Annotated in this window: 11 protein-coding genes; 8 read left to right on the top strand and 3 right to left on the bottom strand. The window is 44.8% G+C overall.

All coding sequences use genetic code 11. The annotated features are described in order from the left end of the window. Window positions 1-48: 48 nt before the first annotated feature. Complete coding sequence (ispH, locus tag GYK50_RS02795; RefSeq protein ID WP_058024602.1) at window positions 49-1,005, bottom strand: 4-hydroxy-3-methylbut-2-enyl diphosphate reductase; 957 nt, start codon at window positions 1,003-1,005, stop codon at window positions 49-51. A 353-nt stretch (window positions 1,006-1,358) separates the two neighbouring features. Here ispH and gmk point away from each other — a divergent pair, with 353 nt between their 5' ends. The 6 genes from gmk to GYK50_RS02765 all read left to right on the top strand — a co-directional run bounded on the left by gmk (window position 1,359) and on the right by GYK50_RS02765 (window position 9,219). Then, window positions 1,359-1,985 carry a guanylate kinase gene (gene gmk / locus GYK50_RS02790; protein WP_212564223.1) on the top strand — a complete coding sequence of 209 codons (627 nt, stop codon included), beginning with the start codon at window positions 1,359-1,361 and terminating at the stop codon, window positions 1,983-1,985. Between the two features lie 174 nt (window positions 1,986-2,159). Continuing rightward, the gene (rpoZ, locus tag GYK50_RS02785) at window positions 2,160-2,420 is read left to right on the top strand and encodes a DNA-directed RNA polymerase subunit omega (protein ID WP_071003070.1); all 261 of its coding nucleotides are present in this window, start codon (window positions 2,160-2,162) and stop codon (window positions 2,418-2,420) included. A gap of 354 nt (window positions 2,421-2,774) precedes the next feature. Further along, the gene (locus tag GYK50_RS02780; RefSeq protein WP_071003068.1) at window positions 2,775-4,973 is read left to right on the top strand and encodes a RelA/SpoT family protein; all 2,199 of its coding nucleotides are present in this window, start codon (window positions 2,775-2,777) and stop codon (window positions 4,971-4,973) included. Window positions 4,974-5,117: 144 nt separating this feature from the next. Next, window positions 5,118-5,498 (top strand): RidA family protein, encoded by a 381-nt coding sequence (locus GYK50_RS02775; protein WP_058024599.1) that lies wholly within the window; start codon window positions 5,118-5,120, stop codon window positions 5,496-5,498. Window positions 5,499-5,634: 136 nt separating this feature from the next. Continuing rightward, window positions 5,635-7,923 carry a primosomal protein N' gene (locus GYK50_RS02770; protein ID WP_212564222.1) on the top strand — a complete coding sequence of 763 codons (2,289 nt, stop codon included), beginning with the start codon at window positions 5,635-5,637 and terminating at the stop codon, window positions 7,921-7,923. Window positions 7,924-8,112: 189 nt separating this feature from the next. After that, entirely contained in the window at window positions 8,113-9,219 is a 1,107-nt protein-coding gene (locus tag GYK50_RS02765) for a cation diffusion facilitator family transporter (protein ID WP_212564221.1), read from the top strand. 30 nt (window positions 9,220-9,249) lie between these two features. Here the strand turns inward: GYK50_RS02765 and GYK50_RS02760 are convergent, their stop codons facing one another. Continuing rightward, complete coding sequence (locus GYK50_RS02760) at window positions 9,250-9,549, bottom strand: hypothetical protein (RefSeq protein WP_212564220.1); 300 nt, start codon at window positions 9,547-9,549, stop codon at window positions 9,250-9,252. A gap of 245 nt (window positions 9,550-9,794) precedes the next feature. Between GYK50_RS02760 and GYK50_RS02755 the strand changes: the two genes are divergently transcribed. Beyond that, window positions 9,795-10,499 carry a hypothetical protein gene (locus GYK50_RS02755; protein ID WP_058024595.1) on the top strand — a complete coding sequence of 235 codons (705 nt, stop codon included), beginning with the start codon at window positions 9,795-9,797 and terminating at the stop codon, window positions 10,497-10,499. A 90-nt stretch (window positions 10,500-10,589) separates the two neighbouring features. Beyond that, on the top strand, window positions 10,590-12,476 hold the full coding sequence (locus GYK50_RS02750) for a monovalent cation:proton antiporter-2 (CPA2) family protein (RefSeq protein ID WP_093071167.1): 1,887 nt from the start codon (window positions 10,590-10,592) through the stop codon (window positions 12,474-12,476). Window positions 12,477-12,499: 23 nt separating this feature from the next. On the opposite strand, the gene GYK50_RS02745 is transcribed toward GYK50_RS02750, so the two are convergent. Beyond that, window positions 12,500-13,429 carry a DUF2628 domain-containing protein gene (locus tag GYK50_RS02745; protein ID WP_212564219.1) on the bottom strand — a complete coding sequence of 310 codons (930 nt, stop codon included), beginning with the start codon at window positions 13,427-13,429 and terminating at the stop codon, window positions 12,500-12,502. Between the last annotated feature and the right edge of the window lie 82 nt (window positions 13,430-13,511).

Raw genomic sequence — 13,511 nt, 5'->3', positions numbered from 1 at the left:
ATGATTCATACAAATACGAGGGCGTGTCCTAATTACTTACCAACTTGATTACTTACCAACTTGGGTGACAGGAATCCGCAAGGCTTTCGGCAGACTAAACGTTACGTTTTCTTCAATACCAGATAGCTCACTAGGCAGATCGCCCCCCCAGTCCTGCAACTGTTGTAACACTTCTTGGATCAGCACTTCAGGCGCAGATGCGCCAGCGGTCACGCCGATACTCTGCACACCATCCAACCAACGCTTATCCATCTCACTAGCGTTATCAATTAAATATGCACGGCAATTCATACGCTCTGCTAGCTCGCGCAGACGATTAGAGTTTGAAGAGTTTGGCGAGCCGACGACTAAAACGACTTCGCAACGACTGGCCAAATCTTTTACCGCATCTTGGCGGTTTTGGGTGGCATAACAGATGTCGTCTTTACGGGGACCTTGAATACTAGGGAACTTTTCACGCAGTGCATCGATAACACGAGCCGTATCATCCATCGATAGGGTTGTTTGAGTCACAAAAGCCAAGCGTTCGGCATTTTCCACAGTGAGAGCAGCAACATCAGCTTCGTCTTCCACTAAATGGATTTGCCCACCGTTTTTTGCATTGAATCGACCCATCGTGCCTTCTACTTCTGGATGTCCGGCATGTCCTATCAACACGGCATCCATACCGTCTTGTGCAAATTTTGCCACTTCAATGTGTACTTTAGTGACCAAAGGGCAAGTGGCATCAAATACGGTAATATCACGGCGACCAGCTTCATCTTCGACTGCTTTAGAGACGCCGTGAGCAGAGAAAATCACCACAGACCCATCCGGTACTTCGTGAAGCTCTTCGACGAATACCGCGCCCCGATTTGCCAAATCCGACACCACAAATTTATTATGTACAACTTCATGACGGACATAGATGGGTGGCTCAAAACGTATTAGTGCTTCATTAACAATCGCAATCGCACGGTCCACACCAGCACAAAACCCACGGGGATTGGCAAGATAAATTTGCATAAAAAGGCCTATCGTCGGATAATTTATATCTAAAGCTTATGTATAAAAGCTTTGATTCAAAAGTTGGGGCAAAACCAATGCTCTACTTTAGCATAATTTGATTTTATTGCCCTCAAAAATAGCAGCGCACTCATTGCAATATGTCAGGTGCAAACATCAACATGCTAGCTACATATTGCAAAACCCACTTTATCTCACATAAAAGCAGTTTATAATGACGCAACTACGATGATTTCTATCGCCATACATGATGGCGTTTTTTCTTTTTTCCAGTCTCTACCATTGACTGAATCGTCTTTTAATCTGTTACTAAGACGCATTTTACTAGCACATATTCCATTAGGATAAATTGTATGACAGGTTCATTATTTATTGTTACTGCCGCCTCAGGTACGGGCAAGACCTCACTGGTTAAGCAATTACTTGCTACGACCAACGACTTAACGGTCAGTATCTCACATACGACTCGCACCCCGCGCCCAGGCGAGATTGATGGTCAGCACTATCATTTCACAGATACTGATAGTTTTACCAATGGTATCAATGCGGGTCTATTTTTAGAGCATGCAGAAGTATTTGGTAACTATTATGGCACGTCAGAGAAAAGCGTACGCACCCAACTAGCAGCGGGGATTGACGTTATCTTGGAGATTGACTGGCAAGGGGCGACGCAAATCAGAGAAATCTTTGCCGATGCCATTATGATTTTTATTCTACCACCCAGCATTGCTACATTACGCCAACGTCTCTCAACCCGTGCGCAGGATTCTGCAGAAGTGATAGAGCGCCGTCTAGCTGGCGCGGTCACCGAAATGGCACAATACGTAAATGCTGACTATGTCGTGATCAATGATAATTTTGATGTAGCCTTAGCTGAGCTAAAAGCGATTATCGTGGCGGATAGACAAACCCTTAGCCGTCAGCAGCAGCGTTATCATCGCACGATTAGCAACTTGCTAAATAAGCAAGTAGAAGAGTAAACTAGGCTACAATGCTCGTCAGGTGCTTATCTAACAAGTAGATATAAAAAGCAACTACGCGACTTGGCAAAAAATGCTATAATATTTAGCTATCCCCTTTTATGTATTTGATATTATTTTTATTGAGTGGCGGGCAAGGTCCGTGGCTAATAAAAACAACCGAGGTAGCTATTTATGGCACGAGTAACGATTGAAGATTGTTTGGATAATGTTGATAATCGCTTTGAGCTAATTTTGGCCGCAAGCAAACGCGCCCGTCAATTGGCCAAAGGTATTGCCGAGCCGTTGGTTGATGTCGATAATGACAAGCCTACAGTATTGGCGTTACGTGAAATTGCCGCTGGAAAAATCACCCGCGACATTCTAAATCAACCAGAGCATAACTTTGCAACGAGCTCATTAGATTTAGCATTGTCAGGCGATCATAGCTTCTAAAAAGCTATTTTTGATAAGGTTTGTTTTGCCAAGTCTTTGAAGCTGATAATGGCTTTATAAGATAAACATAACTTTATTGATAACAAAAACCACAGCATAGGCTGTGGTTTTTTGGTTGTAACTGTATTGTATTTGCTGTTTTGATAGCCATTTATCTATCAAAATAGCCCACTGAGTCAAATTTTTTCATCGCCTACTCGCTTATCAGTTGACATTGAATGCGATTTGCGATTAATTAGAGAATGGCCTATCCCTACTTAAGTTTCGTATGGTTGGTCAATATTCAGTCACCATTCACTGCTTACTTCAACCCATAATCAAGTCAGTCAGTCATGGAAAATAGGATCGTCATTTATGAGTCAAACCCTACCCAAACTCAGTCATCATCTCGTCGATGACGCTCAATATAACTTGCTGCGTTCAGTCGGTTATCTCACTGCTGCTGAGCGCCGTGACATTGTTGATGCCTGTGAGTTCGGTGATATTGCGCACATTAAAGACAAGCGTAAATCAGGGGAACCTTATATCACTCACCCTATCGCAGTGGCTGAGATACTGGCGGGCTTTCGCTTAGATCGAGATACCATTATTGCAGCGATTTTGCATGACACGGTCGAAGACACCGACGTGAGTGACGAGCAGCTCGAGCAGCGTTACGGCAAGATAGTGGCTAGGCTGGTCGATGGTGTGACAAAACTAAAATCCTCCTCTCACAATAAGCAGCAAAACAAAGCAGCGACCTTTCACAAAATTTTAACAGCCACACTCGCAGATCCACGGGTACTTATCATTAAGCTTGCGGACCGCCTGCATAATATGTCCACGCTTGATGCCGTGCGCCCTGAAAAACAACGTACGACAGCACAAGAAACGTTAGATTTTTATGTGCCATTTGCACGCTTGATGGGTCTTAATGATATCGCCGACTATATTGAGGTGCTGTGTTATCGTAACCTTGATTCTGATATGTACAACAAGATATCTGACAAGCTGCTACAACATGGACTTGGGCGTAATTTCCAAAGAGAAGCCATTCATCGTTATCTGAGTATCGTGCTTAATAATTTGGGGCTCAACGGGCTGGTCAAAGTGTTAGACAACCGCGTGGTCATTTACCGTCAGTTTTTCCGCAATCGCGGAGAAATTAACACGCTGCTACGTCACTATGCATTTGAGATTGTCCTCGATAATATCGAAGCTTGTGACAAGTTGGCGTATTATCTTATTAAAAAGTATCAAATTGATGATACGCACATTGCTGATAATATTCGCAGGCCGTTACCAGGTGGCAATCAATCACTCACGCTCATTTATGAGCGCGACAACGATGTCGTAAAAGTGACTATTTTGACCAAGCAAATGCAAAGTGCTGCAAGGCTCGGCGTTATCGGTGCAGAGCACGCCTCTGAAGTCAGTCAATCAGTTATCCAAGCGTCACTGCGTAACATGAAAGACTTGGTCGATGAAGACAACTTAAATGAGAATAGTCCTAACTTTTCGGCAGCGGTCTCGACTATTAATGAGCTGATGGATTATTTGCATTCGAGTAAGATTATTTGTTATAGCCCGCAAGGCCGTGCCTATGAGCTACCACAAGGGGCAACGGCATTAGACTTTGCTTACGCAGTCGGGCCTATGGTTGGTAACGTCGCTGTCGGTGCCAATATCGATGATAAAGCAGCAAAACTCGGTACCGTGGTAAAAAACGGACAGTCCGTTGAAATTGAGATAAACAGTCACTCAGAGCCAAAAGCAGAATGGTTAGGATTTGTAGTGACCAACAAAGCGCGTGAAGAGATATTACGTTGGTTCAAAGACTTATCTACCGCTGACAAGCAGCATCATGGTCGTCAAGCGTTAGATCGTGCCCTTAAAACCTATCAAAAAACGCTCGATGACCTAACAGAGGATGATTGGAAAGATCTGACTGAATGGCGCGGTGTGACTGAAAAAAACGCCCTATTCGAACAAATAAGCTCCGGTACACTACTGCCACAGCTTGTAGTCACTCGTTTGTTTAACGATGAAGTCAGTGACGTACAAGCCAAAGCGCACAACGAAGACATGACACAGCCACAGCAGCTGATCGCCAATGCCTCTGGGGTTGAGCTCGATTTTGCTAACTGCTGTCATCCAATCTATGGTGACCCTATCGTTGGGCACTTATCTCGGCACGGCTTGGTCGTTCATCGACACAAATGCTTTTCGCTTGACGACATTCGTAAAGACAATCCCTATCAGGTGATTCAACTGCGTTGGCGTAGTGATAACGCTGTAAAACAAGGTGAAACAGACGAGCATGATATAAAAAATAGCGGCAAAATACGTTTTCCTGCTTACTTAAAGCTGTCTATTGCGCTTAGCGATGAGCAAATCAGTAAAGTGATTTATCATCTGCGCCAGCTGCATATGGGGGTTGAGACCGTTGACGTGCGTAATAGTGATACTATCATCCATATTATCGTACGCAGTCGCAATCACTTAGCTCAAGGCATTCGTGAGCTGCGTTCATTACTCGGCTTCCCTAACATCATACGGCTATATCAATTATAATAACCCTGCCTGTCTAGCAAACTCTTTGTCTAGTCAGATTTGAACGCATCGCGCTGAGGTTTTGACAACCTCTAAAACAATAATAGGCACTGTTGCTTGTCAGTGAGCAGCAGACCAACGCATAAAATACGAAAAGGACATAATATGACTCGTCAAACGATCCAAACAGATAAAGCTCCCGCAGCTGTAGGCACTTACTCACAAGCCGTAAAAGTTGGCAACACCGTTTATATTTCAGGTCAGCTTGGTTTTGACCCTGAAACCATGGAATTAAGAGAAGGTTTTAAAGCACAGGCTGAGCAAGTGTTCGAAAACATTAAAGCGATCTGTGAAGCGGCTGGTGGTAGTATCAACGACGTGGTTAAATTTAATGTATCTTTGACTGATTTAAGTGACTTTGCGGTTTTAAACGAAGTATTTGTGGCGAACCTAAGCGAGCCATATCCTGCTCGTGCTGCCGTACAAGTCGCAGCCCTACCTAAAGGTGGCGTGGTCGAAATTGAATCTATCTTATATATTGACTAAACTGATAGTAATTTTTTTAGATACTCCTATAACAGTCAATCTATCATAAGCTTAGCATCATGCTAAGCTTATTGGTCTCTGCCTCTTTTTCTTCATTTCACATCAATATTAATCTGATAAGACTGCGAAGCCGTTTATGTTGGTACAAGTTGCGCTGCCCGTACCCCTTTATCGGGTGTTTGACTATAGCTTACCGGCGGATATGCTTGCTTCGCCAGACCGTCTGATGCCGTCAATTGGAAGTCGTGTTGAGGTTTCCTTTGGTCGCCAAACCTTAATTGGTATCGTGATTGCTCATGTTTCTGAAGATGAAAGCAGTGTACCCGTCAATAAAATCAAACCGATTAATAAATGTTTGGACGCTGACCCTATTTTGGATCCCAGCATGCTCAAGCTGGCTTATTGGCTGGCGCGTTACTATCATTATCCACTCGGTGATGTCTTAGCCGTCATCCTGCCAAGCCTTGTCCGCCAAGGTAAGCCAATAGATCTGCTAATTACTCATTGGCGAATATTGCCGCATATCACTGATGATGATTTTCGTGCCAATGCAAAAAAGCAAAAGCAGCAGTTTGACATGCTAAAGCTACATGGTGAGCGCGGTGCTAGTGAAGATGTTTTGCTATTAGAAGGTATGCAGCGAGCATTTTTAAAAACGCTCGAAGACAAAGGTCTAATCGAGCGCTATATCCAAACTAAGCAATCCCCTTCTCCCGTGAAATTGGCAAAAATGCCACTTGATCTCAATGATGAGCAGAAACTTGCCGTTGATGCCATCGTTGCTGCGCATAAATCTGAAATCTATACTGGCTTTTTATTAAATGGTATTACTGGTAGCGGCAAAACTGAAGTCTACTTACAAGCGATGCAGGCGGTACTAGAAGCAGGCCAGCAAGTGCTGATCTTGGTGCCAGAAATTGGTCTCACACCGCAGACACGTGCACGCTTTGCTAGTCGATTTGCCGCTCATATTGTTTTGCTACATTCCGGCTTGACTGATACCCATCGTTTGCAAGGCTGGCAAGACTGCCGCACCGGTCATGCACAAATTATCATCGGTACGCGCTCAGCAGTGCTCTATCCATTTGCAGCATTGGGATTGATAGTCGTTGATGAGGCGCATGATGGCTCGTACAAACAGCAGGATACTCTACGTTATCATGCGGCTGATGTCGCACTCTATCGCGGCCTACAGCACAACATACCAGTCATATTAGGTACGGCAACGCCTTCTCTTGAGCATCTGAAATTGGTCGAAGACGGCAAGCTGATAGAGTATCAACTACTGACTCGTCCCGGCAATGCCAAGCCTGCAACCATGCAACTAATTGATGCGCGCCTGCAAAGCACTCACCAGCAAACGCAACATGATGGTGCTCGCTATGACACGGGGCTGACAGACTCAATGATTGGGGCAATTAAGCAAACGTTAGATGCCGGTGATCAAGTCCTGGTATTTTTGAATCGTCGTGGCTATGCGCCTGTTTTATTGTGTGAGGCTTGCGGTTGGCAGGCAGATTGTCCCCGCTGTGATGCTCATTTGACCGTTCACTATAACAGTCTGGCGCAGCGCAGCGGCTATTCAGGTAGCTCTTATTTAAAATGCCACCATTGCGATTGGCAGGCTTATATTCCTACAGTATGCCCTGATTGTGGCAGTCAAAACCTAGATGCCAAAGGCATGGGTACGACAAGGCTCAGCGAAAATCTGCATGCAATCTTTGCCAATCCCCAAACCAGCAAAGTGACTTATCCAATTATCCAAATCGATCATGATACCACCAGGCGCAAAGACAGCTGGGAAAATATCTATCAGCAAATCAATCAAGGCGATCCTGCGATATTAGTTGGTACACAAATGGTGGCTAAAGGTCATCACTTTCCTAATGTCACGCTGGTCTGCTTACCCAATGCCGATCGCGGATTTTTATCAGCAGACTTTCGCTCACCTGAGCATACAGCGCAGCTCATGATTCAGGTAGCGGGCCGTGCGGGTCGAGGTGACAAAGCGGGTCGCGTGTTGATCCAGACCCTACAGCCTGACAATGAATTACTGTTAAAGCTGGTCAAAGATGGTTATTTATCGTTTGCCCGCGAGCTATTGCAAGAGCGTAAAATGATGGGCTTACCGCCTCACAGTCATGCCGCACTGATACGCTGTGAGGGCAAGACGCTGGCAGCTACCACACAAGCGCTCAAGGATGCGATTGCTCACTTACCCAGTGCGCACCATCTTGCGGTTCTTGGTCCTATTGATGCCCCAATGAGTAAAAAGAACAGCCGCTATCATGCGCAGCTACTACTCTTAGCCAAAGATCGTGCGCACTTACATCATGTATTGAACCAATGGTGGCAGCCCGTACTTGCCTTACCAAGTGCTAAATACCTCAAGCTTACCTTAGATATCGACCCCGTTGGTTGGTAAGCTCATTCCCTTGCAGGTGTTTTTCACATGACATATTGCTCTATTTACTTCGTCGTTACAGCTTCTCAGGCGTGGCTATGTTAGATTTATAACCACTATCAGGTGGTATGTATCCAAAAACCTCCTGCTACCTGAACCACAATGGATATTGTTTACTAAACCTCGCTATTAGCTGACTTGAGTGTTGTTATGAATCAAAATAATCTTAGCACTGACGAGCACGATCATAATCACCATAGCCATGAGTACAGTCATGACCATGACGACCAGTTAGAATCGTCATCATCGCAAGACACCAAAGGTTATCAGCGCACCTTGCTGTTTAGCTTTATTATTATCACCGGTTATATGTTTATAGAGGCTATTGGCGGCTGGCTTACTGGTAGCTTGGCGCTATTGTCCGACGCAGGTCACATGCTGAGCGATGCGGTTGCTTTAGGCGCGACCTTGATGGCATTCAAAATTGGTGAAAAAGCAGCCACGCATCAAAAAACATTTGGCTATAAGCGTTTTGAGATACTGGTCGCGACCCTGAATGGCGCTACGCTCGTTTTTATCGCCTTGATGATTTTTTATGAAGCGATCAAACGCTTTAACTCTCCACCAGAAATCGCAACCCAAGGTATGCTGATCGTTGCCACTGTCGGTATGCTGGTCAATATTTTAGTTGCATGGCTCATGCACCGCGGCAGTCATGCGGTAGAGGGTGACGGACACGAGCACAGTCATCATAGCGATACTAAAAAAGAGCGTAAAAAACCTGCCAACTTAAATATGCAAAGCGCGTACTTGCATGTGCTTAGCGATTTGATGGGCTCTGTTGCTGCTATTATCGCTGCGCTGTTGATGATGGGGTTTGGCTGGGTATGGGCAGATGCCGTGGCATCCGTGATTGTCGCCATTCTTATATTAGTCAGTGGATACCGTGTCGTACGTGATTCTGTGCATATATTAATGGAAGGCACCCCTGCCAACATATCGCTAGTCAACGTTGAGCAAAAATTACTCGCACACCCTCAAGTACAAAAAGTCCATGACCTACACGTTTGGAGCATTACTAGCGGCCTACACGCCCTATCCTGTCATGTCGTAGTCGATGGAGACATGAGTATTCATGAGTCGAGTAGCCTCATTGCCAATCTTGAACAAAGCCTATCAGCGCTCGGCATTCATCATGCGACTATTCAAGTTGAAAGCTTGTCACATCCACAAAACAGCTCACATAGTGAGGCTCTTGTTTGCGATATTTCGGGACAAGCACCTGCTGGCAACAGTCATATTGGTCATAATCATTAAGAACAAATACCAGTATAGAAACCTGACCAATTATTGGTTATGTTTTATTAAATGATATAAATAAAGCAATATGTGCCAAATAATCCAAGCAGCCACCAACACCCAAAGGCTAATACCAACCACGAGTAACATCATTCTGACCCATATATCGAGACAGCCATTGCAGATATTTGGCAAATAAGCAGGCCCCATATTTGACATCATCAGCAACCAAAACCCAAGTGCGAGTATGACACCGGTACAAATGACGATAAAGGCTATTTTGCCAATCATCTTCAATGAGGCTCGCCACTTAGGACAAGCTGCCAGTTCTGATGAGTAGTTACTCATAACGGTCATTCTCAATAATCTGATTGGCTATAAATCATTGTTGTCTTACATAGTATTAAAAATGAAAACCTATGAGCCAATAAAAGAAGAAGGTTTCACTTAAGTTTGCCTAAAACTTGTTTCTACGATTGTAATAGCATGTTAAAACTGATGAAAAACCCTATCTCTCGACCATATTTTTGATATAAATTCTGTATACTTAAGACTGACTACCCCTTTTCACGATCTATTGATGATATAACATTATGTCTAGACGTTCCGCACCCTTTGTCGCCCCAGACTATATCGATGATCCTACGTCAAAAGACGGCAAAAAACACGCCAAAGTTTTGCTATCGACGCTGCAAGAGGACATTGCAAACTTTCGTCATGAGCAATTTCCGCCTGATATTTTGCGCCAAATTCGCGATATGCCTATCTATGAAGGCAACTTAGCAGAGGTACAGGCTTATCAGCAACGTTGGCAAAATCTACTTGAGCGCGCCAAGGATTTTTATCCAGCGGCCAATATGCCACCTGATTATCTGCCACTGCCTGCCAGTCTTGAGATACCGCAGTTTATCTACCATGTTCAGCGCCTACATTTAACCAAAACGCGAGCCAAGGAATCTAAAAGCTTTGGCTCAGTTGGGGCACTAACTGATAAATGTGGTGACTATACTGATGATGAAGTCGCTCGCATGACAGCGGTACTGGATAATGATGACGACGCTCGTTTGGTCGCTCATCGTGAGTTTATTGATCTGCGCGCTTATGTGTTTTGCCGCGATAGCAAGGGTGAGATGCTAGAGCCTGAACGGGTACGTTTTTATCGTACTGGTCTTATTGTCCATGCTTTGCCTGATTTTAAGATTGTCGACAGCAGGCAAACACCGCGCAAGCGCCGCAACGACGCTTATAACAATCCGCTTGCAGATAATGGTGTTTGGAAGATTTATCGCAAAAAATAATGTATGTTTATGCTATATTTTTTCGCGAGTCTAATTTTAGTTATACCCGTTTTAAATTGCTTATTTTGTCCTAATTTCTGAGGATTCCAGATGTTCGCTGCCGCCGCCGGCTCACCAAATTTAATGTTACAGGCCACTATCTTTTTGGGAGCAGCGCTGCTCTTTGTTCCCCTTGGTAAACGCTTCGGTATTGCAACGGTCCTAGGCTACCTCATCACAGGGCTTATATTGGGTCCAAGCGGTTTGGATGTGGCGGGTGATGCTGAAAGTCTACTGCACTTTTCAGAGTTTGGCGTGGTCATGCTGCTATTTATCATCGGGCTTGAGCTGCAGCCATCGCGGCTTTGGGCGCTGCGTCGCTCTATATTCGTTCTTGGCGGTCTACAGGTTGGGCTGACTGGTACACTATTGATGGGGCTATTGCACCATTTTTTCGCCTTACAGCTAGATACTGCTTTTATCGTTGGCTTTGGTTTAGCACTCTCCTCGACCGCTTTTGTGCTACAGATATTGACCGAAAAACAGCAACTTTCGAGCACACATGGCCGCGAAGCTTTTACTATCTTACTATTCCAAGATATCGCGGTTATTCCTTTATTAGCAGTCATTCCGTTCCTATCGGGGGTTCGTGAGCAAAGCTACGATTTACTGTATTTTGGGAAAGTATTTGCCGTGTTTGCTGGTCTCATCTTTGCCAGTCGTTATGTGGTTCGACCATTCTTTAAGTTTGTGGCCTCAAGCGGCGCTTCAGAACTACTAACAGCGGTCGCGTTGTTTATTGTCATGGGCGTGTCTATTTTGATGGGTCAAATTGGTCTATCAATGGCACTAGGTGCATTTTTGACAGGCGTGTTGTTAGCTGACTCTGAGTATCGACACGAGTTAGAAGCCAGTATCGAGCCGTTTAAAGGATTGCTATTGGGTCTATTTTTCATGTCGGTCGGTATGCTCACTGACGTCAAACTCATTTTGGCCAAGCCGATATTTATCATTGGCTGTGCCCTCGCCTTAATGTTTATCAAATTTGCAGTGATTGCAGCCATTGCCAAAGTATCTGGCAACCGCGGGCCAACCAGTATCAGATTGGGTGTGACCTTGGCACAAGGCGGTGAATTTGCCTTTGTTCTGTTCAGTGTCGCCACCGCCCAAAGTGTCTTACGTCCTGATCTTGCCAATACGCTAAACCTTGTTGTTACGATCTCAATGGCACTGACACCATTAGCCTTTTTGTTGTTAGAAAAAATAGGCGAACCATTATTTGCCAAACGCAAACCAAGTCGAGAATACGACACCATTCCCGATCATGAGCATCAGGTAATTATCGCAGGCTTTGGCCGAGTCGGTCAGATCATTGGTCGTGTGCTTCGTATGCATAATATTGAATTTACAGCCATTGAACGTTCTGCCAACCGAGTAGATTTCGTGCGTAAATTTGGTAACCAAGTCTATTACGGCGATCCAAAAAACCCTGAGATTCTACGAGCTGCCGGTATTCAAAAGGCGCGTGTCTTTATTTTGGCCATTGATGACCTAGAGCGCTCCATCACTACCGCTCAGTATTTACGCAAAAACTATCCTGAGTTGATTGTATTAGCCAGGGCGCGTGATCGTCAGCATTACTACCGCTTACGCGAAGTTGGTGTGCGTCACATTTGGCGTGAGACTTACTTGTCCTCTTTAGACATGTCGCGTGAATCGCTACAGCTACTCGGTATCTCTCCGGAAAAAGCTCGAGAGACAGTAAAAACATTCCGTGATTATGATGATGACTTAATTGAGCGTCAGCAAGCCATTTACGATGATGAAGCCAGCATGATTGAGTCTGCACAATCAGCGATGGCAGAGCTTGAAAGCCTATTTGATGAAGATATCGGCAAAGCGCGCAAGATGGATTTGACCGATTTCTACGACGCCTTAAAGAGCCAAGCGACGCCAGTTGACGAACCACACGATACCGCAACAGACTCTAAACACTAGCAAAAACTAGATAGGTATAGCCCCTAGTCAGATAGACAGTTTTTAGGGGCTTGTTTTTTATTTAGTGAGCTTGTGCAATCCCAGTTATCACTGTCTGGTATATGATAAAAAACCAATGTCTGCTCGTTCAGATAGCGGATTGGAAATGTCACGTTCTGGATCGTAGCAATCACCGCGCAATCCGTCTCTAGCACACCAGCCGCTTGACTATCGACATGCATACGTACCTGTTGCTGCTCGGTACTGAGTGGCAAATCTACAGGACACCGCCCAGTCTGCTGATAAATCAACGCCACTCGGTTTTGGGCATTTTTGGCAATGTCATAAGCATCAAATAGCACCTCATTTTCTTTTGGTTTGGCAATAATAGGTAAAAACTGCACCTTAATGACCAATAATGCAAAGGCGAAAAAACCAAACCCCAATGCTAAACCAAATAAACTGACGCCGCCTTCTTTTTTCAAATACGCTTGTTGTGCCGCCTCATCACGTGGATAATCGTTAATCGCATCCGCGATCTCACGTCGCGCCATCCGGTAATAATATGCATCTGTCCAGCGTGCCACCATAGCAGACCAAAACAACCAAATAATCGCAGCAATACCGATCCGCGTCGCCATTTGATAAACGTCTGGCACATAAGACATCGCCACAAACTCAAAGGCAACAAGCACAATGGCGACATTAAGCTGAATAAATGACCATCCTGCCACGCTATACACAATGGCATCCATATAGCGTTTACGGTATAACAGCCAAGGAAACGTCATAAAAAATGCAGCCCAATGCCATTTTGGCGACAGATAGCCTTGCTGATCAAACTGCTCAAAGCGCTTGAGATAATAGCGCTGGGTACGATCACCGATAAACCATTGATCCAGTTGCTTGCGTTTAGCAGGTGTTAATGACTCTTGATAAAACGGTGGCGGTGAATCCGTCTCAATAAATAGCATGACAATACGCTCTACTGACTCTAAAAAACATCCTTAACGATGACACTATGATAACGCTAAAACCCATATCTAGGATAGAGAA

This window comes from Psychrobacter pacificensis (genome assembly GCF_018336615.1).
Taxonomy (GTDB): Bacteria; Pseudomonadota; Gammaproteobacteria; order Pseudomonadales; family Moraxellaceae; genus Psychrobacter; species Psychrobacter pacificensis.
The sequence above is the reverse complement of the archived record's forward strand: the minus strand, read 5'-3'. Positions and strand labels throughout refer to the sequence as shown.

Excerpts from the sequence above, each read along its gene's own strand:
- GYK50_RS02765 (WP_212564221.1), top strand. The coding sequence starts at position 8,113 with ATGAATCAAAATAATCTTAGCACTGACGAGCACGATCATAATCACCAT.
- GYK50_RS02755 (WP_058024595.1), top strand. The coding sequence starts at position 9,795 with ATGTCTAGACGTTCCGCACCCTTTGTCGCCCCAGACTATATCGATGAT.
- GYK50_RS02775 (WP_058024599.1), top strand. The coding sequence starts at position 5,118 with ATGACTCGTCAAACGATCCAAACAGATAAAGCTCCCGCAGCTGTAGGC.
- GYK50_RS02770 (WP_212564222.1), top strand. The coding sequence starts at position 5,635 with ATGTTGGTACAAGTTGCGCTGCCCGTACCCCTTTATCGGGTGTTTGAC.
- gmk (WP_212564223.1), top strand. The coding sequence starts at position 1,359 with ATGACAGGTTCATTATTTATTGTTACTGCCGCCTCAGGTACGGGCAAG.
- ispH (WP_058024602.1), bottom strand. The coding sequence starts at position 1,005 with ATGCAAATTTATCTTGCCAATCCCCGTGGGTTTTGTGCTGGTGTGGAC.
- GYK50_RS02745 (WP_212564219.1), bottom strand. The coding sequence starts at position 13,429 with ATGCTATTTATTGAGACGGATTCACCGCCACCGTTTTATCAAGAGTCA.
- GYK50_RS02750 (WP_093071167.1), top strand. The coding sequence starts at position 10,590 with ATGTTCGCTGCCGCCGCCGGCTCACCAAATTTAATGTTACAGGCCACT.
- GYK50_RS02760 (WP_212564220.1), bottom strand. The coding sequence starts at position 9,549 with ATGAGTAACTACTCATCAGAACTGGCAGCTTGTCCTAAGTGGCGAGCC.
- rpoZ (WP_071003070.1), top strand. The coding sequence starts at position 2,160 with ATGGCACGAGTAACGATTGAAGATTGTTTGGATAATGTTGATAATCGC.
- GYK50_RS02780 (WP_071003068.1), top strand. The coding sequence starts at position 2,775 with ATGAGTCAAACCCTACCCAAACTCAGTCATCATCTCGTCGATGACGCT.